Consider the following 18,311-nt stretch of genomic DNA (forward strand, 5'->3'; position numbering starts at 1 on the left):
TGATGAGTCAAGGTTTGCGCATTTCAGGCCGGCTCGCAAGGGGAGAAGTCCTTTCGTTCCCCCGCATGGTCAAAGCAGATCGCGGTCCACAGTGTCGCTCAGGTCTCGTTCCAGTACAAGGGTATCATTTTCAAAGGCTTGCAGGTTTGCCTTCAGGTGAAACTGCGTGGCGTCCGACCACATCTCGCAGCTTGTTTCGGTACGAAGTCGAATACCGTCGCGTTCCAGCTCATCGGTCCAGTGACATCGGCCCCGTGCCGATAGCGGATCGTCAGGATGGATCGACCAGCGTTCGCGGGCAATTGATCCGGCGATCAACCCATGGCCCGCATCACGTACCTTGCCGAAATCGTCCTCGATCACCAGATGCACCTCGCCGGTGGTCAGGTCGGTCTCCTGGCGGCGGACATGCGCCTGGGGGCGCAGCTCTTCGGTCTGCCACGGGGCATCCGCCTCGGGGGGCGGGAACTGCCATTCATCTGACTTCGCCCTGCCGCGCACCGGCAAGTCCAGCGCGCCCCGTGTCAGGCTCAGGGTTGTGCGTGCGGGGCTTGGCCAGATCAGCGGCCAGTAGGCGCTTGACACCGCCACGCGCAACCGGTGCCCCTTGGGGACGCGATATGCGATATGGTCCAGCGACAGGTTGATGTCCACGGCGTTGCCCGGGGTGAGCGGGGCCGGGTGTTCCGATCCGTCGCGATGGCAAAGATTGAGCACGCCATAGGTGATCCGGGTGCTGGCCCCGTCCGGGTGGACATGGTTCAGGCGGACCGCGATCTGCGCCTGCGGGCGGTCGGCGCTCAGCGTCAGGCGCAGCGATGGCGCGCCGACGATATCCATGTCAGCCTCCAGCGGGCGGCTGTCGAAACAGGCCGACAGCGCATCGTCTGCGCGCTGATCTCCGGGCAGTTCGGGGCCCAGCCAGATGGCGCAATATTCGCCCGCGCCCGCGCCACAATGCTGTGGCGAGGAGACGGTTGCGGACAGGCCGCCGCCGCTGTCGCGCAGGCCGGTATCGCTCAGGTGCAGCGTCTTGATCGGCAGGTGTGACGTGGCATGGCCGGTTTCGGTTATCCAGCGTCCGGGGCGTTCGGTGTACCAGGTGGCCGGACGCACCCCGTCCATCAGGTAGGCGCGATAGTCGGGATCGTGCTCGACCCCCGTGTCCGACTGCCCAAGCCAGCGATCCCACCAGCGCAGCGCCTCTTGCAGGAAGCCGATCCGGGGTTCGGGCACCGCGAAATGCGGGTATTTGTGGACCCAGGGGCCGATGATACCCTTGCTGCCCGGCACGTTCTCGACCAGCTGCGGCACCGCGTTCTTGTAGGCATCGCCCCAGCCCCCGACGGCGAGCACCGGCGCCCCGATCGCGCCGAAGTCCTCGCCGACCGAGCCGTGTTTCCAGTAATCGTCGCGCCGCTGGTGACGCAGCCAGTGGGAGGGCAGGAACGGTTCGTTTTCCAGCCGCTCCAGCCACATCTCCCGCCAGTTGTCGCGCAGTGCCGGATCGGGCGCACGGCTGGAATAGGACCACATCGTCGCGCCCCAGCCGAGGTTTTCGTTGAGCAGACAGCCACCCTTGTAATGGATGTCATCCGCGAATCTGTCGACGGTCGAGCACAGGGTGATGATCGCCCTGAGGGGTTCCGGTTGCAGGGCGGCAACCTGAAGTGCATTGAAACCGCCCCAGCTGATCCCCATCATGCCGACGCTGCCGGAGCACCAGCCCTGATCGGCGAGCCAGCGGATCACCTCGACCGCATCCGAGAGCTCCTGGGGCGTGTATTCGTCCGACATCAACCCGTCGCTGTCGCCATTGCCGCGAATGTCCACGCGGATACAGGCATAGCCGCGCCGGGCAAACCACGGGTGGGTCAGGGAATCGCGCGCACAGGTGCCGTCGCGTTTGCGATAGGGCAGGTATTCAAGGATCGCCGGCACCGGGTTGCGCAGCGCGTCCACCGGTCGCCAGACCCGCGCCGAGAGCCGGCAGCCATCCGATAGCGTAATCCCCATGTCGGGGAGTTCCTCGATCTCGCGCAGGTGGTTGGCGGGCGGCGTCATCGTGGCATCAGGCGCGCACCGCGATCAACAGGTCCATGACATTTGTTCCGGTGGGGCCGGTGGTGAACAGCGCGTCGTGGCGCTCAAGAAAGCTGCCGCTATCCGCGGCCCGCAGCGCCTTTTCCCCCTCCGCGCGCCAGGTTTTCCCGTCGACCACACCACCGGCGGCGTCGGTGGGGCCGTCGCTGCCATCGGTGCCGCCGACAATCACCGTCAGCCCGTCGATACCGGCGATTTCCCGGGCGAGTTCAAGGGCCAGTGCCTGGTTGCGCCCGCCGCGACCGGGATTGGCGGGCAGAACCACGGTGGGTTCGCCGCCAAGCACCAGGGCCCCGCGTGGCATGTCGCGCAGCCGCAGCCCGATCTGGCGCGCCAGCGTGGGCAGATCGTCATGCAGGGCTTCGGAATTGTCCAGCACCGGCAATCCCAACGTGACGGCGGCGGCACAGGCGGCCTCGCGGGCGATGGTGTTGCTGGCGATGATCTGGCAGTTGCAATCGAATTCGCAGGGATGCGGTGGTGCGCCGATGCCCGAGCCGATGACCGAAAGATCATCCCCCGGCACATCGGAAATTGCCAGAACCCGCGCGGATTTTCCCGAGAACCCGGCCAGCAGGCCGCCGCCCTTGATGCGCGAAATCCTGCGCCGCTCGGCATTCATGGCGGTGATGTCCAGCCCCTCGGACAGGAGCCGGGCGTTCAGTGCCTGAAGATCGGCCAGCGTCTTGCCCTGGACCGGGTCTTCGGCCAGCGACGAGGCGCCGCCAGAAACCAGCAGCAGCAGGGTCGAGCCCGGTTTCATGCCCTGCACACAGGTGCGCAGGGCACGGCCCGCCGCAAGGCTGCGAGAATCCGGCACGGGGTGTGAGGATTCGATGACATGCACGTCCTCGGGCACGTCTTCGGCGTGACCGTCCTTGGTAACGACCAGCGCCGGCAACGGTCCGAAATGATCCAGCGCGGCGCGCGCCATGTCACCGGCGGCCTTGCCCACGGCAATCACCTGGTCGGGAGGGGCCTGATCGCTGGCTGCCAGCGCGGTGCGCGTGGCCTGGTATCCGCCAACAGCGTCAACGCCGGCCCGCCAGATCTTGATCGCTCGGGTGTCCATTCAACTCTCCATCCAGATGGTCACGGGGCCGTCATTGACCAGCGCTACTGCCATGTCCGCCCCAAATTCGCCGGTTGCAACCGGGATATCCTGTGCTGCCAGTGCGTCGGCAAACAACTGGTACAGCCGCGCGCCATCCCGTGGCGGGGCGGCGGCGGAAAAGCCGGGGCGATTGCCGCGCGACGTATCCGCGGCCAGCGTGAACTGGCTGACCACGAGGGCGCTGCCGCCGGTATCGAGAAGCGAGCGGTTCATCTTGCCCGCATCATCCCGGAAAATGCGCAGTTTGGGTATCCGTTTGGCGAGCTTTTTCGCGGCGCTGTCATCGTCGCCCTGCATCGCACAGACCAGGATGAGCAGGCCGGGGCCGATCTCGCCGATCATCCGGTCGTTAACCGTCACGCTGGCCGAACCGACCCGTTGGATCAGCGCGCGCATCAGTCCGCGCCGCGCCAGTCGACGATCTCGGAAACCGGTGCACGTCGGGTGCGAAACCCGTTGGCCGCATGGTCGGTGTCGGCATAGCCAAAGGAGATCCCGCACAGGATCAGCCGGTCCTCGGGTATCTCGAAATGCCGGTGCAGGAACGGGCCATAAGAGGCAACAGCCGCCTGCGCGATGCTGGCAACGCCATGTGCCTCTGCGGCGATGGTAAAGGCGGTGACAAAGCCGCCGCAATCCATCGCGCCATAGGGGCCAAGCTCGGCCGGGCTGGACAGGATGGCGCAATGGGGGGCACCGAACAGGGTGAAGTTTTCCATCATCTGCCGGGCGGAACCGGCCCGGTCGCCCTTTTCGACTCCGACCGCCTCGTAAAGCTGCCAGCCACAGGTGCGGCGGCGCTCCTGGTAGACTCCGGTATACCGGCTCGGCCAGTCGAGATCCGGGGCGGGGGCGGCGTCTTTTGCTTCCTGGTGCAGGGCGGCGCGAAACCGGTCGGTTTCCGCGCCGCTGGTCACGGTCAGCTGCCAGGGTTGCGCATTGCACCAGGAAGGCGCCCGGCGCGCGGTGGCGATGATCTCTTCTATGGTATTGCGGGGCACCGGATCGGGGCGGAACGCCCGGCAGGAATGGCGGGCGATGAACAGGGCGTCCAGGTCGGAAGGGGTCATAGGCGGGTCCCGGAGTGATTTGCCGCGCAGGATGACAATGGCGCGGCCAATCCGCAAGGGGCGTTCGGGCCGCTATTGGCCAGTGGCCGCCAGATACCCGACCGCCGCCGCCGCCAGCAGCCCCACGAGGACCGCGACCGTGATCTTGACCGCCGAGTAGGGCCGCTCGCCCTGAACGCGCCCAGTCTGGCCGTTGACGACAAAGCGATAGGTCTCGCCGCGATACTTGTAGGCAGCGAGCCAGACCGGCAGCAGGATGTGCTTGAAGGTCACGTCGCTGACATCGGTGGCGATGTCATGGATGCGTTGCTGATCGCCACCGATATCAAAGCGCACGTCGCGTTCGATGACCCGCGCCATGTGCTGCCGGGCCTCGTCATGGCCCTGTTGCAAGGGCACCGAATAGGCTTCGGCGCGGAACCCCGCGAGATATTGCGGCTGATAGGGGGCGAGCGCGGCGAGGTCCCAGGGTTGCAGCGCGTCGGTGAAACGTTTGGGCAGGCTGGTCGAAGCCAGCACCAGCACATCATCGAAAAACCGCGCGACCCGGCCCGAGGCGCGGGACCAGCGTATCTTGGCGACGCGTTTCTGCACCCGCTTGCCATCTTGCACCACGGTGCGGGTGACATAGTGGATCGTGCCGCGCTCGCCCCGATACCGCGAGCGGGTCTGGGCGTCGAAGGTCCAGTAGGGCACATAGATACCCTGCATCCTGCGCCCCTTGCGGGCATAGTCCTTGAGGCCCCCCGGCGCGAACCAGAGCCGTCCCAGCCAGGCGGTCATCGCCGCGTGGGCGCTGCGTTCGTCAAGGACGAAGGGCAGCACGCCACGCGGTTTGATATGGCGGTTGGTGCCGGTATCGGTGACCACCGGGGTGGCGCAGAACGGGCATTCCGCAGCATGGGTGGCGGGATCGAACTCGACCTGTGCCGCGCAGTTGGGGCAACTCAGGACGCGGGTTTCCTCGATCTCGGTTTCGGGCAGGGCCTGGGCCACCGCCGCGTCGAAATCGAGCTCCCGCAGGGTGGTGCCAGACCACGGCCCGTGTTCGATGGCGCGGGTGTCGCCACAATGGTCACAGACCAGCGCATCCGCGGCGGGATCGAACCGGTAGTCCGCGCCGCATTGTTCGCAGGGAAAGCGATGCTCGGTCACGGGGATGTCGGCGCCTGTGTCGGTCACGGGTAATTTCCGCCTCCGGCGGGAGTATTTGTCACAAAGATGAAGGGGCGGATCAGGCGGCGGGGGGCGGTGGCGGCAGGATGGTGAAGAGCTGTGCCAGTTCCTGGACATCCTCGGCGCGTATCCAGCCATCCTGGCCGGCGGTCCAGACATAGGTGTCGCGGGTGAGCGTGCCGTCGCTGACCATCCGGCCCATGCGGGCCTTGGAAAAGGGGCCGGTGGTCTTGCCGGCCTCGGCGATGTGCCAGACATGTTCCGCCGGGGGCGGCGGAGGGGGCGGGGCCACCTGTTGGGGGGCGGCGGCGCGACCCCACGGGCCCTGATTTGCCATCTGCGCGGCCATGGCCATGCCCATTCCGGCGCCAAGCCCGGCCGCCATGCCACCGCCCGCGGGGGAGTTGGCGGCGGCGGTCATGGCCTCGGCCGCGGAATATTGCGTGAATTTTCCGAGGTCGCCGGCGAGGCCCATCGAAGTGCGTTTGTCGAGCGCGGCCTCGACCGCCGGGGGCAGCGAGATGTTTTCGATATAGAGCTCGGGGATCGACATCCCGTAATCCTGCAGCGTGGGCGAGATCGCCGTCGCGATCAGCTTGCCGAGATCGGCGGTATTGGCGGCCATGTCAAGGACAGGGATGCCCGCGCCCGCGATGACGCGCGAGAACTCCTGAACGATGATATTGCGAACCTGGAAGCTGATCTCGTCCATGGTGAATTCGCCGTCGGTGCCGACGATTTCGGTCATGAACCGGGCGGGGTCGGTGATGCGGGCGGCATAGGTGCCATAGGCGCGGATGCGGACCGGGCCGAATTCGGGATCGCGGCAGATGATCGGGTTCTTGGTGCCCCATTTCAGGTCGGTGAAGCGGGTGGTGTTGACGTAGTAGATTTCCGAGACGAAGGGACTCTTGAAGCCGTGATCCCAATGGTTCAGCGTTGTCAGGATCGGCATGTTGTTGGTTTCGAGCATGTAGAGCCCGGGCGTAAACACGTCGGCGAGCTGGCCTTCGTGCACGAAGACCGCGGCTTGCCCTTCGCGCACGGTCAGCTTGGCACCGTATTTGATGGCGTGGCCTTCGCGTTCGAACCGCCAGACCATGGTGTCGCGGCTGTCGTCGACCCAATGGATCACGTCGATGAATTCACCGCTCAGGAAATCGAAGATGCCCATTGTGAGGTTCCTTTCAGATCGGATCTTGTGGTTGCTGGCCCATCAGTTCGCGGGCGATCGCGGTGGTGAGCGGGCGGGCCTGGTCTGCGGTCATGCCCTGTTTCAAGCGCGGGTCGTAGAGCATCTTGAGCAACAGCTCGTCATGGCTGGTCAGGAGCGCGAATTCGTCGTCGTCGTTGAAGATGGACGGGCGGGCATAGGGGCTGTCATTGGACAGGCCCAGCCCCTGGGCGAGCTCTTCGTGGACGCAGGACAGGCGCACCAGGTCAGGGTGTTCGGTCCGGATCAGCGCCACGGCGCGGGTATAGTCATTGGGGTTATGCGCACCGGACACGGCGATCACGAGGCAGTAGTAAGAGCGCGGCAGGTTGGAGAACAGGTCGAGCTCGGCGGGGCCGATGCCGGGAATGACCTGCTGCAGGCGGCGGCGCAGGAAATCGCGGTCATCTTCGCCCACGACAAGCACATGGAAATTCGCGCCATTGCGCACCGGGGCGATGGCATGACCGGTGATCCGCGCCAGCCGCCCGGCATAGTGATCGATCTGCGCCTGATCGCGGCTGCGCTGGTCGGGGGGGACGCTGGCGCCGAACTCGGTGCCGATGCGGACGGGCCCGCTCCAGCGGCTGAGCTGGCCGCTTTGGAGGCGTTGCGCGGGGCTGAGGCCGTCGCCGCTGGAATATTCGTTGTAGAACACGATTTTCTCGAAATTCCGGGCGAGGTCGTCGGCGGAATAGGGCGTATCGGGGCCGCCGCCATCGGTGCGCAGCAAGCCCCGGGTTAGCAGGTCGTTCTGGACCTTGTGGTAATAGCGGGCGAGATCGAGGCTTTGGGCCGAGGGCGCAACGGGCGTGGGGGGAACCACGCGCAGGCTGGCCGGGCGCGGCTGGGGGCTGAGCGAGGATTTCAGACCGATCTCGTCGCACCCTGCCAGCAGCAGGGCGGTGCCAAGGGCCAGAACAGGCCAGAGCCTATGCCACGCCGCCGCCATGCCGCGCCTCAGTTCGGAACCGCGGTGCCGGAATTGTCGCCAATTCCGTCGCGGCGTGCCTTGGCCGCGGCGAGCGTATCGCGCAGTTCGGCCTCCATCTTTTTCAAATCCTCTTCGGCGGCGGCGCGACGGGTCTTGCCTTCGTCCGCAATGGCGAGGCTTTCGTTGATGGTGCCGATCAGGTCGGCATTGGCCTGTTTCACCGCCTCGATGTCAAAGACGCCGCGCTCCATTTCCTGGCGGATCATCTTGTTGCTCTCGCGCAGGTTCGCGGCATTGGCGGTCAGCAGCTCGTTGGTCAGGTCGTTGGCATCGCGCACGGCGGCGGCGGCTTCGGAGCTGCGCTGGATGGTGACGGCCTGTGCCAGCTGGGTTTCCCAGAGCGGCACGGTGTTGACCAGTGTCGAGTTGATCTTGGTCACCAGGCTCTTGTCGTTTTCCTGCACCAGGCGGATCGAGGGCAGCGATTGCATGGTGACCTGCCGGGTCAGCTTGAGGTCATGCACCCGGCGCTCAAGGTCGTCACGGGCGGCCCGCAGGTCGCGCAGTTCCTGCGCGGCCATGACCTGCTGTTCCTGCGGTGCGGCGGCCACGGCGGCTTCTTTCCCGGGGATATCGGTGGCATCAAGCTGTGCCAGCTTGGCCTCGCCGGCGGCGATGTAGAGGGCCAGCTCGTCGTAGAAGCTCAGGGTCTTTTCATAGAGCTTGTCCAGCGACTTGATGTCCTTGAGCAGGGTGTGCTCGTGGCCGAGCAGCTCGTCGGTGACGCGGTCGATCTGTCCCTGAACCTCTTCGAACCGGGCGGTGAACTTGGCAAAGGGCGCAGCACGGCCCAACAGTTTCTCCCACCAGCTGCGCTCGCGGCGCACGTCAAGTTCGCTGATCGAAAAGCCACGGATGGTTGTCACGATGTTGCGCAGGGAATCGCCGGCCGGGCCGACATCCTTGTTGCGCACATCCGCCAGCATCGCCTGGCTGATCTCTTGCAACTCGGCCTGCGCGCCCGAGCCGAAGGCGACGATCGAGTTGGTATCGCTCATGTCGATTTCACCCATCCGCCGGGTGATCTCGGCGCTGGCCGGTGCGTCGGCCTGTTCGAGCGGGACGATTTCCGACGCCGGATCAGGCAGCACCACGGCGGTGATCTCTTCGACCTCGGTCAGGGTTTCCTGCGCCTTCTTGCGGGTTGAGTCGGACATGGGTGGGCTCCTTGTTATGTCACGGGGCGTCGGTGCGGACGCCTTCGCGCTGCAACCTTTCGCGCAGCACTTCGATTTCAACGGTCAGGTCGCTGCGGTCATCCAGCAGCATCTTGCGGGTGCGCGCAGCGAAGTTCTTTTCCAGATCGTCAAGCAGGGCGAGATAATCCCCGCGCGCCTGCGCATCGCGTGTTCGCGCATGGATGTCGGCGTATTTGATCGTCGCATCGCGTGCGCCCTGCAGATAGACCGTCAGGTATTTGCGGGCCGCCGTAAGGTCGCGGGGGTCCTCTTCGACGGTGCGAAACAGGTCGCGCGCGGTGGCCTGAAACTGGTCGACGCGGGCTTCGATCTTGCGGTCCCCGGAGCGGCGGACGGCGTCATTCATCTCGGACAGCCGGCTTTCCGCCTCTTCGATGACACGCGCCACCCGGTCCTGTTGAAAGGTGTCGATGCCTTCCATGCCCTTGTCTTGCAGCGGGTCCAGCCCAAAGGCAAAGCCGTGCAACACGGTGGCGACCCCGCCATAGAGCAGCGGCGCAACAAGACCCGGTTCGGATTTATAGGCGGCCAGCGCGATGCCGCTGCCGGTCAGCACGCTGGCCGCCATCTTGCGGGGAAAGGCCGGGCGTCGCGCAACCTTGCGCGCGTCATAGGCCGCCTGCGCCCGCAGCCCTTCGCGCAACAGCCAGGCGGCGAGCGTCAGTAACCCTGCCGCGACAAGAGCAAGGGCCAGCCCCAACGCGCCATCGTTCAGTGACATGAACACCAGGGGAATCGCCGGGATGAACAGCACGTTGGCGCGCGCGCCGGCGGGGTCCACCCGCGCCCCGTCAAACCGGCCACGGGGATCGGGGGTCTGTTCGCCGGATTGCCCGTCGGGGCTGTACTTGCCGCCATAGCGTTTCGCCATGGTCTAGAGCCCTCCCAGCCATCCGGTGCACACACCGAACATCAAGATGATCAAGACGACATAGGCCGTCTTTTGAAGTCCCGTATGCGACATCTCAAATCCCTGACCGTTCCATGGTTTGGAAGGTAGGTCATGCTTTGGCCGCTTGCTAGGGGGAACTGTGCTCGGTTTGGCTCAGCTCTTGCGATGGGGCGGTTTTTTCCCACGCTTGCGCATCGGGCGGGCGGTGCCGACCGGTGGCGCGGTGTCCAGCCCCAATTGTTCGCGCAACACGCGCCGCTTGAGTTCTTGCACCTCGCCGGGTTTCAGCGTGCCAAGCTGAAACGGGCCGTATGACACCCGGATCAGCCGGTTCACAGTCAGCCCGATATCGGCGATTGCCCGCCGAATTTCGCGGTTCTTGCCCTCGCGAATGGCAATGGTCAGCCAGGCATTGGCGCCCTGCTGGCGGTCCAGTGTCACCTGCATCGGCTGGAATCGCTCGCCTTCGATCACCAGGCCGGCGCGCAAGGGGGCGAAATCCTCGTCCCCGGGGCGGCCGTTGATCCGCACGCGGTACTTGCGCAGCCAACCGGTGCTGGGCAGTTCCAGCTTGCGCTTGATCGCGCCGTCATTGGTCAGGAGCAGCAGGCCCTCGGAATTCAGGTCGAGCCGTCCGACACTCATCACGCGGGGCATGTCGTCGGGCAGTGCGTCGAAAATGGTCTCGCGGCCCTTTTCATCGCTGGTCGTCGTCACCAGCCCCACCGGTTTGTGATAGAGCCACATGCGTTCGGGCTCGGGTTCGGCCAGCGGCTTGCCATCCACCGTGATCCTGTCCTTTGTCGTGACGTTCAGCGCCGGGCTGTCGATTTTGCGGCCGTTCACGGTGACACGGCCGGCCTCGATCATCCGCTCGGCTTCGCGCCGGCTGGCAAGCCCCGCACGGGCCAGGACCTTGGCGATCCGGTCGCCGGGTGGGGTGGGTTTGTCGCTCATGCGGGCGGCTTAGCCCATTCCACGCCCTTGCGAAAGCGCGGATTGCGGGGCAGGGTGCGCCATGGTTTTCAGATCGCGGATGACACAGGCCCTTGAACAGGCGCGGCGCGCGGCAGAGCGCGGCGAAGTGCCGGTCGGGGCGGTGATCGTCGCGCCGGATGGCCGGATTGTTGCCGCCGAAGGAAACCGCACGCGCGAGCTGAACGATCCGACGGCCCATGCCGAGGTGCTGGCGATCCGTGCCGCCTGTGCCGCGGCGGGGAGCGAGCGCCTGGTGGGGCATGACCTCTATGTCACGCTGGAGCCGTGTCCGATGTGCGCCGCCGCCATCGCCTTTGCCCGGATCGGGCGGCTGTATTACGGCGCGTCCGACCCCAAGTCAGGCGGTGTCGCCCATGGGGCGCGGGTCTATCAACATGCCCAGACCCATCACGTGCCCGAGGTCTATGACGGGCTGGCCGAGGCGGAATGCGCTGAATTGCTGCGCCGGTTCTTTGCAAACCGACGCAGCGGGGATGCCGTCTCGACCTTGACCTGAAACAGCCAGGGCCCGGTCGAGCTGTCCGGAATCGCTCGCGTCACCCATCAATGCGCGGGAACCGAGCGGCGGACATTGCCATGCCAGTCTTCGCCCGGAATGATCCCGCTGCCGGCGTTCAGACCGGACAGAAAGGTGCCGTTGCCCGCACGGTTCGAGGCCACGAACCCGATCACGGCCGCGATCAGCAGCAGTGAAATCCAGATCCGGCTCGGGGTTGCGCTGCGTCGGTCAAGGCAGTCTGCGGTATGTGTCATGATGATCTCCTATCGTCACGGTATGGGTTGATACCGGGGATATAGATCGGATCGGGACATAATCAAAATGAATGTTATTAGTTTATCCCATCACACATATTGATTCATCCTTGCGCCCCCGGGCGACGGACCGGGGGCGGGCCATGTCACAGCGCGATCGGTTGCAGGACTTGCGGCTCGATCACCTCGACATCGGGCAGGGCCTTGGCCAGCGCATCGGCGGATTGTTCGAGGATGGGAAAGGTGCGGTAGTGGCAGGGGATCAGGGTCTTGAAGTTGAAATAGCGTTTGGCCGCATAGGCGACCTTGGCCATGTCCATGGTAAAATGCCCGCCCGCGGACAGGATGCCGATATCCGGTTTGTAATAATCCGCGAACCATTCCATATCGGCCATGATGTCGGTGTCGCCGCTGATGTAAATCGTGTGCCCTTCGGCGCTCAGCATGTAACCCACCTCCGAGCCGCCGGTGCGCGGGCCGTCTTCGGTGGAAAAGGTCGATGAATGCTGGGCGGTGACCATCGACAAGGTGGCCCCGCCAAGGTCCACCGTGCCGCCCTTGTTGAAGCCGACCGTCTCGATCTTCTCGACTTCGTTCCAATAGCCCATGATGTCATATTGTCCGACCGCCGGGATGTTCAGCTTGCGGCACAGCGACAGGACATCGACCACATGGTCGAAATGCACATGGGTCAGGATGATATGCGTCGCCCCTTTGACGGCGGCTTCGTGCTGCTCTTCGCCCAGCATCGGGTTTCCGGTCAGCCACGGGTCCACGAGCAGGACCAGATCGCCGGTTTCGATGCGAAAGCTGCCATGTCCAAGCCAGATGATGTTCATTGATCTCTCCATTTGCCTGTGCCGACCCTAGCAACTGGCGGAAAGAAATCCAGCACCGGCCAGCCGGTCTGCTCGCGGTTGCGAGGCAGCGCGCCGTACTGGTTGCCGTATGGGTGCGGCCGATCCGTTGTCGTGCCTTGTATCGGCCGGCGGGTCAGAACAGGGGGAAACAGGTTTCAGATGGCGTCGCCAGCACCCGGTGGGGCGGTGTGATCTGCCGATGTCCTGTGAAAGGTCTCAATGGAGCGGGCGATGAGATTCGAACTCACGACCCTAACCTTGGCAAGGTTATGCTCTACCCCTGAGCTACGCCCGCGTCCTTGAGTGAGGCGTGGAATATAAACAACTGAGGGGACCCGCAAGAGGAAAATCGGGGGATTTCGAAAAAAATTTCGAGCCGGTCCGACGGAAGCGCGCTGCCCCTGCGTAACATAGAGGAAATGCACAAGATCAGCGGAAAGGCAGGGCAATGACCTTTGCCGAAAAATGCAGACTCATGGTTCTGGGCGGGGCGATCATTCTGGGGCTGGCCCTTGACGGAGTAGCCGTCGAGGCGATGCAGATGGCCTGTGCCAGCGAGACCGGCGTGACCCTGGGCTGACACGGTCGGCCCCTTCCAACCCGGCGCGTCAGCGGTTAGGCTCGGGCCCTGTGCTGCAGGAGCAGGGCTTGCCGGGGGCAAAGGTGACAATGACCAGGGACGAATTCAACCGGTTCTGTGCGACATTCACCGGCGCAACCCATGTGGTGCAATGGGGCAATTCGGATGTCTGGAAAGTCGGGGGCAAGGTCTTTGCGATCTGCGGCTGGGCCGATGGCGAGGATGCCTTTACCTTCAAGGCTTCGGATATTGCATTCGAGGTGCTGTCGGACATGCCGGGGATCCGTCCGGCCCCGTATCTTGCATCGCGCGGGTTCAAATGGTTGCAGAACTACGCCCAGCCGGGGCTGTCGGATGCGGAATTGCACCGCCATATCTCGGATTCCTACGACATGGTCGTCGCCGGGCTGACCAGGAAAAAGCGCGCTGAACTCGGGGTCTAGCGGGCAGGTTCCTGCCATTCCTTCCGCCGGGGGCAGGGGCGTTGCCTGCGCTAGGTGCGTGCCGCTTCAACCCTGCTGATCGCCAACAGGCGGGAACTGCGGAGGTGTTGCGGGGGCGCATTCCGCAAAATGCGCCCCGCGTTCGATCGTTGCGCGCCGCCGCCCTACTCCACTTCGATGAGCAGGTCTTTTGCGTCGATCTGGCTTGCTGGTGCGACATGCAGGGCCTTGATTGTCGCGTCGCGTTCGGCGTGCAGGCCGGTTTCCATCTTCATGGCTTCGATGGTCAGGAGCAGGTCGCCTTCCTTGACGGTCTGGCCGGCCGAGACCGCGACCGTGGCGACCACACCGGGCATGGGGGCGCCGATGTGGTTGGGGTTGCCTGCCTCGGCCTTGGGACGTTTCTCGGTGGTGGCGGCGATCATCCGGTTGGGCACGCGGATCACGCGTGGCTGGCCGTTGAGTTCAAAGAACACCTTGACCTCGCCCTCGTCATTGGTCTCGCCCACCGCCTGCATGCGGATTTCCAGCGTCTTGCCGGGGTCGATCTCGGCGCTGATCTCGTCGCCCGGCTGCATGCCGTAAAAGAACGTCGTGGTCGGCAGGGTGCGCACCGGGCCATAGCTGCGGTGGCGGCCCATGTAATCCATGAACACCTTGGGATACATCAAATAGCCGCAGAGATCCTCGTCATCGACCTCCTTGCCTTCCAGTTCGGCCGTCACGCTGGCGCGGACCTCGTCCAGGTCGACCGGGGGCAGGTGCTTGCCCGGGCGCTCCATGTTGGGGGCCTCGCCCTTGAGCACCTTGCTGGTGATGACCTCGGGAAAGCCGCCGGGCGGGTGGCCGAGATCGCCGCGCATCATGCCGATGACCGAATCCGGGAAGGAGACGTCGACATCCGGGTCCTCGACATCGGCGCGGGTCAGGCCTTGGCTGACCATCATCAGCGCCATGTCGCCCACCACCTTGGAAGACGGCGTGACCTTGGGGATGTCGCCGAACATCTGGTTCACGTCGGCATAGGTCTGCGCCACCTCGTGCCAGCGTTCCTCGAGCCCGAGCGAGCGCGCCTGGGCCTTGAGGTTGGTGAACTGCCCGCCGGGCATTTCATGCAGGTAGACCTCGGAATTGGGCGCTTGCAGGCCGGATTCAAAGGCGGCGTATTGCGCCCGCACCTGTTCCCAATACTCGCTGATCTCGCGGATCGCGCCCATGTCGAGCCCGGTGTCGCGGCCGGTGCGGCGCAGCGCCTCGACCACCGAGCCCATCGTCGGCTGGCTGGTATTGCCCGACAGCGCATCCATCGCGCAATCCACCGCATCGACCCCGGCCTCGGAGGCGGCGAGGATGGTGGCGCAGCCGACCCCGGCCGTGTCATGTGTGTGGAAATGGATCGGCAGGCCGACCTCTTCCCTGAGCGCCTTGACCAGCGCCTTGGCGGCGGTGGGTTTCAGCAAGCCCCCCATGTCCTTGAGCCCGAGGATATGCGCCCCGGCGTCGCGCAGCTCCTTGCCGGCGGCGACATAGTATTTCAGGTCGTACTTGGCGCGGTCCGGGTCGTTGATGTCGCCGGTGTAACAGATCGACCCCTCGCAGAGCTTGCCCGAGTCAAGCACCGCGTCCATCGCCACGCGCATGTTCTCGACCCAGTTCAGCGCGTCGAACACCCGGAACAGGTCGACCCCGGTTTCCGCCGCCTGGCGCACGAATTTCTGCACCACGTTGTCCGGGTAATTGGTGTATCCCACCCCGTTGCTGCCGCGCAGCAGCATCTGGGTCATCACGTTGGGCATGGCGGCGCGCAGGTCGCGCAGGCGCTGCCAGGGGCATTCCTGCAGGAACCGATAGGCCACGTCAAAGGTTGCCCCGCCCCAGCATTCCACCGAGAACAGCCCCGGCAGGTTGGTGGCATAAGAGGGCGCAACCCGGATCATGTCGATCGAGCGCATCCGGGTGGCCAGAAGCGACTGGTGGCTGTCGCGCATCGTGGTGTCGGTGATCAGCAGCTGCGACTGCGCCTTCATCCAGTCGGCCACCGCCTGCGGCCCTTTTTGCTCGAGCAGATTGCGGGTGCCCATCATCGGCTCGCCGCGCTGCGCCGGGGCGCGGGGCAGGCGCAGGTCGGCGCGCGGGCGCGGCCGGTCCTTGACCTCGGGATGACCGTTCACAGTGATGTCGGCGATATAGGTCAGGACCTTGGTGCCCCGGTCGCGGCGGCGCTTGAACTGGAACAGATCCGGCGTCTCGTCGATGAACTTGGTGGTATAGGTGTTGTCCAGGAATGTCGGGTGCTTGAGCAGGTTCTCGACAAAGGCGATGTTGGTGGATACGCCGCGCACCCGGAATTCGCGCAACGCCCGGTCCATCCGCGCGATCGCCATGTCCGGCGTCGGCGCCCAGGCGGTCACCTTGGTCAGCAGGCTGTCGTAATAGCGGGTGATGACCCCCCCCGCATAGGCGGTGCCGCCATCCAGCCGGATGCCCATGCCGGTGGCCGAGCGGAAGGCGGTGATGCGCCCGTAATCGGGGATGAAATTGTTCTGCGGATCCTCGGTGGTGACGCGGGTCTGCAACGCGTGACCGTTCAGGTTCACATCGTCCTGGGCCGGCTTGCCGGTGGCCTCGGCGATGGTCTTGCCCTCGGCGATCAGGATTTGCGCGCGCACGATGTCGATGCCGGTGACCTCTTCGGTGACCGTGTGCTCGACCTGTACGCGCGGGTTGACCTCGATGAAATAGAACTTGCCATCATTCATATCCATCAGGAACTCGACCGTGCCGGCACATTCGTAATTCACATGCTTGCAGATCTTGTAGCCCAGCTCGCAGATCTCGGCCCGCTGCGCCTCGCTCAGATAGGGCGCGGGCGCGCGTTCCACGACCTTCTGGTTGCGCCGCTGCACCGAGCAGTCACGCTCGTACAGGTGGTACATGCCGCCCTGCTTGTCACCGAGGATCTGCACCTCCACATGGCGGGCGCGGGTGATCATCTTTTCCAGATACCCCTCGCCGTTGCCAAAGGCCGCCTCGGCCTCGCGGCGGCCCTCGCGGACCTTTTCCTCAAGCTCTTCGGGCTTCTGGATGGGGCGCATGCCGCGCCCGCCGCCGCCCCAGGACGCCTTGAGCATCAGGGGATAGCCGATCTCCGCCGCCTCGGCGCGGATCGCCTCCATGTCCTCGCCCAGAACCTCGGTCGCCGGGATCACCGGAACCCCGGCGGCAATCGCCACCTTGCGCGCGCTGGCCTTGTCGCCAAGGGCGCGCATCGTCTCGGCGCGCGGCCCGATAAAGGTGATGCCCGCCGCGTCGCAGGCATCCACGAAATCCGGGTTCTCCGACAACAGCCCATAGCCCGGATGGATTGCATCCGCGCCGCATTCCCGCGCCACGCGGATGATCTCGGGGATCGACAGATAGGCCGCAACCGGACCCATGCCCTCACCGATCCGATAGGCCTCGTCCGCCTTGAACCGGTGCAGCCCGAGCTTGTCCTCCTCCGCATAAACCGCAACCGTCCGTTTTCCCATCTCGTTCGCAGCACGCATCACGCGAATCGCAATCTCCCCACGATTCGCTACCAAGATCTTGTTGAATTCGGGCATTGTGGTCTCCTGCTGCCGTAGCGTTTCGGCGTTTCTAATCAGCTTGTTGCCAGACGTAAACGTCTGCTTAGGTGGTAATCATCCCGTGGCCTGTCTGGCGATTCATTGCCAAGATTCAGCATAGCCGGGGAAGGTCCGTCGGGGGTGGCAAAGTCTGCAGGTCATGGGCCCCGATCTGTCCCATATTGGCCTGCATGTCCCGGGTGAGCAGATCGATCAGATGCGCCGGCCCCGGCGCGCCCAGAGCCGCGAGCGCATAGTGAAAACCGCGCCCCAGCATCACGAAATCGGCCCCGAGGGCCAGGGCGCGCAGGATGTCGAGGCCGCTTTCGATACCGCTGTCAAAGATCAGCGGCAGCGATGTTGCCGCCCGGATGGCGGGCAGGACCTCGATACTGGCAGGCGAACCGTCGAATTGCCGCCCGGCGTGGTTGGACACCCAGAGCGCGTCGACCCCGACCTGTTCCAGTGGCGCGGCATCTCCGGGGCGCAGGATTCCCTTGATCAGGAACGGCCCGTCCCAATTGTCACGCAGCCATCTGACATAGTCCATGTCCGGCGAGGTGCGCAGCAGATAGCCGATATGCGCGGTGGGGGGCAGGTTGGCCTGCGCGCCGGCGATGTATTTGTCGAGCGTGCGCATGCGCGGCATTCCCTTGCGCGCCATTCCCATTGCCCAGCCTGGACGCAAGCAGACCTGTGCCATCAGCCGGGGTGTCAGGCGCGGCGGGTGGGTCAGCCCCGAACGGGTCTGGCGTTCGCGTCGCGACGCCACCGGAACATCCACCGTCAGCACCAGAGTGCCAAACCCCGCGTCCCGCGCGCGCTTGAGCAGGTCGCGCCGAATCTCGCCATCCTTGGGCGGGTAGAGTTGGAACCATGCGTGCTCGCCAAGATGCGGGGCGACATCCTCGGGGCTGGCGCTGGCCACGGTCGAAAGGCAATAGGGTACCCCCGCGCGCGCCGCCGCCCGCGCAAGCAGGGCCTCGGCATCGGGCCAGACCATGCCGGACATGCCGATGGGCGAGATGCCGAAGGGCTGAGGATAGGGCTGGCCGAGCAAGGTGGTGCGCACGTCCGGTTCAATCGGACCGTGCAGGATCGATGGCGTGAACCCGATCCGGTCAAGTGCAGCGCGGTTGCGGGACTTGGTGGCCTCGGTGCCGGTGCCGCTGTCCAGAAAATCCCAGACAAATCGTGGCAGGCGTCGCTGGGCGCGCCATTTCAGGTCGATCAGGCCGGGATAGCTGCTGTGCAAATCCATACCGTCTTTTCCTTTGTGCCGCGCCGCAGCGCAAGCGTTAACAGCG

General features: G+C 65.0%; 17 protein-coding genes and 1 tRNA gene. 3 read left to right on the forward strand and 15 right to left on the reverse strand.

What is annotated here, in order from left to right; translation table 11 throughout:
• Window positions 1–69: 69 nt before the first annotated feature.
• The 10 genes from ACP15R_RS19020 to ACP15R_RS19065 form a co-directional block, all read right to left on the reverse strand.
• A complete protein-coding gene (locus tag ACP15R_RS19020) occupies window positions 70–2,064 on the reverse strand; it encodes a CocE/NonD family hydrolase (protein ID WP_424987810.1) in 1,995 nt (664 codons plus the stop codon).
• A 7-nt stretch (window positions 2,065–2,071) separates the two neighbouring features.
• Complete coding sequence (locus ACP15R_RS19025) at window positions 2,072–3,175, reverse strand: glycerate kinase type-2 family protein (protein ID WP_424987811.1); 1,104 nt, start codon at window positions 3,173–3,175, stop codon at window positions 2,072–2,074.
• The gene (gene dtd, locus ACP15R_RS19030; RefSeq protein ID WP_424987812.1) at window positions 3,176–3,613 is read right to left on the reverse strand and encodes a D-aminoacyl-tRNA deacylase; all 438 of its coding nucleotides are present in this window, start codon (window positions 3,611–3,613) and stop codon (window positions 3,176–3,178) included. It abuts the gene before it with no gap.
• Window positions 3,613–4,287 carry a nitroreductase gene (locus ACP15R_RS19035; protein ID WP_424987813.1) on the reverse strand — a complete coding sequence of 225 codons (675 nt, stop codon included), beginning with the start codon at window positions 4,285–4,287 and terminating at the stop codon, window positions 3,613–3,615. Before ACP15R_RS19035 ends, dtd begins: the two co-directional genes overlap by 1 nt.
• Window positions 4,288–4,359: 72 nt before the next feature.
• Window positions 4,360–5,469 carry a hypothetical protein gene (locus tag ACP15R_RS19040; RefSeq protein WP_424987814.1) on the reverse strand — a complete coding sequence of 370 codons (1,110 nt, stop codon included), beginning with the start codon at window positions 5,467–5,469 and terminating at the stop codon, window positions 4,360–4,362.
• Window positions 5,470–5,521: 52 nt separating this feature from the next.
• Window positions 5,522–6,637: an SPFH domain-containing protein gene (locus ACP15R_RS19045; protein WP_424987815.1), complete on the reverse strand. Its 1,116-nt coding sequence runs from the start codon at window positions 6,635–6,637 to the stop codon at window positions 5,522–5,524.
• Window positions 6,638–6,650: 13 nt separating this feature from the next.
• On the reverse strand, window positions 6,651–7,628 hold the full coding sequence (locus ACP15R_RS19050; protein ID WP_424987816.1) for a DUF2927 domain-containing protein: 978 nt from the start codon (window positions 7,626–7,628) through the stop codon (window positions 6,651–6,653).
• Window positions 7,629–7,636: 8 nt separating this feature from the next.
• Window positions 7,637–8,827, reverse strand: a complete 1,191-nt coding sequence (locus ACP15R_RS19055; protein ID WP_424987817.1) for a toxic anion resistance protein — start codon at window positions 8,825–8,827, stop codon at window positions 7,637–7,639.
• Window positions 8,828–8,846: 19 nt separating this feature from the next.
• Window positions 8,847–9,740, reverse strand: a complete 894-nt coding sequence (locus ACP15R_RS19060; RefSeq protein ID WP_424987818.1) for a 5-bromo-4-chloroindolyl phosphate hydrolysis family protein — start codon at window positions 9,738–9,740, stop codon at window positions 8,847–8,849.
• A 174-nt stretch (window positions 9,741–9,914) separates the two neighbouring features.
• Window positions 9,915–10,718: a pseudouridine synthase gene (locus ACP15R_RS19065; protein WP_424987819.1), complete on the reverse strand. Its 804-nt coding sequence runs from the start codon at window positions 10,716–10,718 to the stop codon at window positions 9,915–9,917.
• A 79-nt stretch (window positions 10,719–10,797) separates the two neighbouring features.
• Here ACP15R_RS19065 and ACP15R_RS19070 point away from each other — a divergent pair, with 79 nt between their 5' ends.
• Window positions 10,798–11,256, forward strand: a complete 459-nt coding sequence (locus ACP15R_RS19070; protein WP_424987820.1) for a nucleoside deaminase — start codon at window positions 10,798–10,800, stop codon at window positions 11,254–11,256.
• A 47-nt stretch (window positions 11,257–11,303) separates the two neighbouring features.
• Here ACP15R_RS19070 and ACP15R_RS19075 read toward each other — a convergent pair whose 3' ends face one another.
• The 3 genes from ACP15R_RS19075 to ACP15R_RS19085 all read right to left on the reverse strand — a co-directional run bounded on the left by ACP15R_RS19075 (window position 11,304) and on the right by ACP15R_RS19085 (window position 12,668).
• Window positions 11,304–11,513, reverse strand: coding sequence for a hypothetical protein (locus ACP15R_RS19075; protein WP_424987821.1), 210 nt, complete (start codon window positions 11,511–11,513; stop codon window positions 11,304–11,306).
• 146 nt (window positions 11,514–11,659) lie between these two features.
• A complete protein-coding gene (locus ACP15R_RS19080; RefSeq protein WP_424987822.1) occupies window positions 11,660–12,352 on the reverse strand; it encodes a metal-dependent hydrolase in 693 nt (230 codons plus the stop codon).
• Window positions 12,353–12,593: 241 nt separating this feature from the next.
• Window positions 12,594–12,668 (reverse strand) — tRNA-Gly (locus tag ACP15R_RS19085).
• Between the two features lie 153 nt (window positions 12,669–12,821).
• Here ACP15R_RS19085 and ACP15R_RS19090 point away from each other — a divergent pair.
• On the forward strand, window positions 12,822–12,953 hold the full coding sequence (locus ACP15R_RS19090) for a hypothetical protein (protein WP_424987823.1): 132 nt from the start codon (window positions 12,822–12,824) through the stop codon (window positions 12,951–12,953).
• Between the two features lie 89 nt (window positions 12,954–13,042).
• Window positions 13,043–13,396, forward strand: coding sequence for an MmcQ/YjbR family DNA-binding protein (locus tag ACP15R_RS19095; RefSeq protein WP_424987825.1), 354 nt, complete (start codon window positions 13,043–13,045; stop codon window positions 13,394–13,396).
• A 164-nt stretch (window positions 13,397–13,560) separates the two neighbouring features.
• Here the strand turns inward: ACP15R_RS19095 and ACP15R_RS19100 are convergent, their stop codons facing one another.
• Both ACP15R_RS19100 and ACP15R_RS19105 read right to left on the reverse strand, forming a co-directional pair.
• The gene (locus ACP15R_RS19100; protein WP_424987826.1) at window positions 13,561–17,001 is read right to left on the reverse strand and encodes a pyruvate carboxylase; all 3,441 of its coding nucleotides are present in this window, start codon (window positions 16,999–17,001) and stop codon (window positions 13,561–13,563) included.
• Window positions 17,002–17,116: 115 nt separating this feature from the next.
• Entirely contained in the window at window positions 17,117–18,265 is a 1,149-nt protein-coding gene (locus ACP15R_RS19105) for an alpha-hydroxy acid oxidase (protein ID WP_424987827.1), read from the reverse strand.
• Window positions 18,266–18,311: the final 46 nt, after the last annotated feature.

Source organism: Microbulbifer sp. S227A (assembly GCF_049800935.1).

Bases quoted from the DNA above. Each gene is read 5' to 3' on its own strand.
- ACP15R_RS19020 (WP_424987810.1), bottom strand. From the start codon at position 2,064: ATGACGCCGCCCGCCAACCACCTGCGCGAGATCGAGGAACTCCCCGAC.
- ACP15R_RS19025 (WP_424987811.1), bottom strand. From the start codon at position 3,175: ATGGACACCCGAGCGATCAAGATCTGGCGGGCCGGCGTTGACGCTGTT.
- dtd (WP_424987812.1), bottom strand. From the start codon at position 3,613: ATGCGCGCGCTGATCCAACGGGTCGGTTCGGCCAGCGTGACGGTTAAC.
- ACP15R_RS19035 (WP_424987813.1), bottom strand. From the start codon at position 4,287: ATGACCCCTTCCGACCTGGACGCCCTGTTCATCGCCCGCCATTCCTGC.
- ACP15R_RS19045 (WP_424987815.1), bottom strand. From the start codon at position 6,637: ATGGGCATCTTCGATTTCCTGAGCGGTGAATTCATCGACGTGATCCAT.
- ACP15R_RS19050 (WP_424987816.1), bottom strand. From the start codon at position 7,628: ATGGCGGCGGCGTGGCATAGGCTCTGGCCTGTTCTGGCCCTTGGCACC.
- ACP15R_RS19055 (WP_424987817.1), bottom strand. From the start codon at position 8,827: ATGTCCGACTCAACCCGCAAGAAGGCGCAGGAAACCCTGACCGAGGTC.
- ACP15R_RS19060 (WP_424987818.1), bottom strand. From the start codon at position 9,740: ATGGCGAAACGCTATGGCGGCAAGTACAGCCCCGACGGGCAATCCGGC.
- ACP15R_RS19065 (WP_424987819.1), bottom strand. From the start codon at position 10,718: ATGAGCGACAAACCCACCCCACCCGGCGACCGGATCGCCAAGGTCCTG.
- ACP15R_RS19070 (WP_424987820.1), top strand. From the start codon at position 10,798: ATGACACAGGCCCTTGAACAGGCGCGGCGCGCGGCAGAGCGCGGCGAA.
- ACP15R_RS19075 (WP_424987821.1), bottom strand. From the start codon at position 11,513: ATGACACATACCGCAGACTGCCTTGACCGACGCAGCGCAACCCCGAGC.
- ACP15R_RS19080 (WP_424987822.1), bottom strand. From the start codon at position 12,352: ATGAACATCATCTGGCTTGGACATGGCAGCTTTCGCATCGAAACCGGC.
- ACP15R_RS19090 (WP_424987823.1), top strand. From the start codon at position 12,822: ATGACCTTTGCCGAAAAATGCAGACTCATGGTTCTGGGCGGGGCGATC.
- ACP15R_RS19095 (WP_424987825.1), top strand. From the start codon at position 13,043: ATGACCAGGGACGAATTCAACCGGTTCTGTGCGACATTCACCGGCGCA.
- ACP15R_RS19100 (WP_424987826.1), bottom strand. From the start codon at position 17,001: ATGCCCGAATTCAACAAGATCTTGGTAGCGAATCGTGGGGAGATTGCG.
- ACP15R_RS19105 (WP_424987827.1), bottom strand. From the start codon at position 18,265: ATGGATTTGCACAGCAGCTATCCCGGCCTGATCGACCTGAAATGGCGC.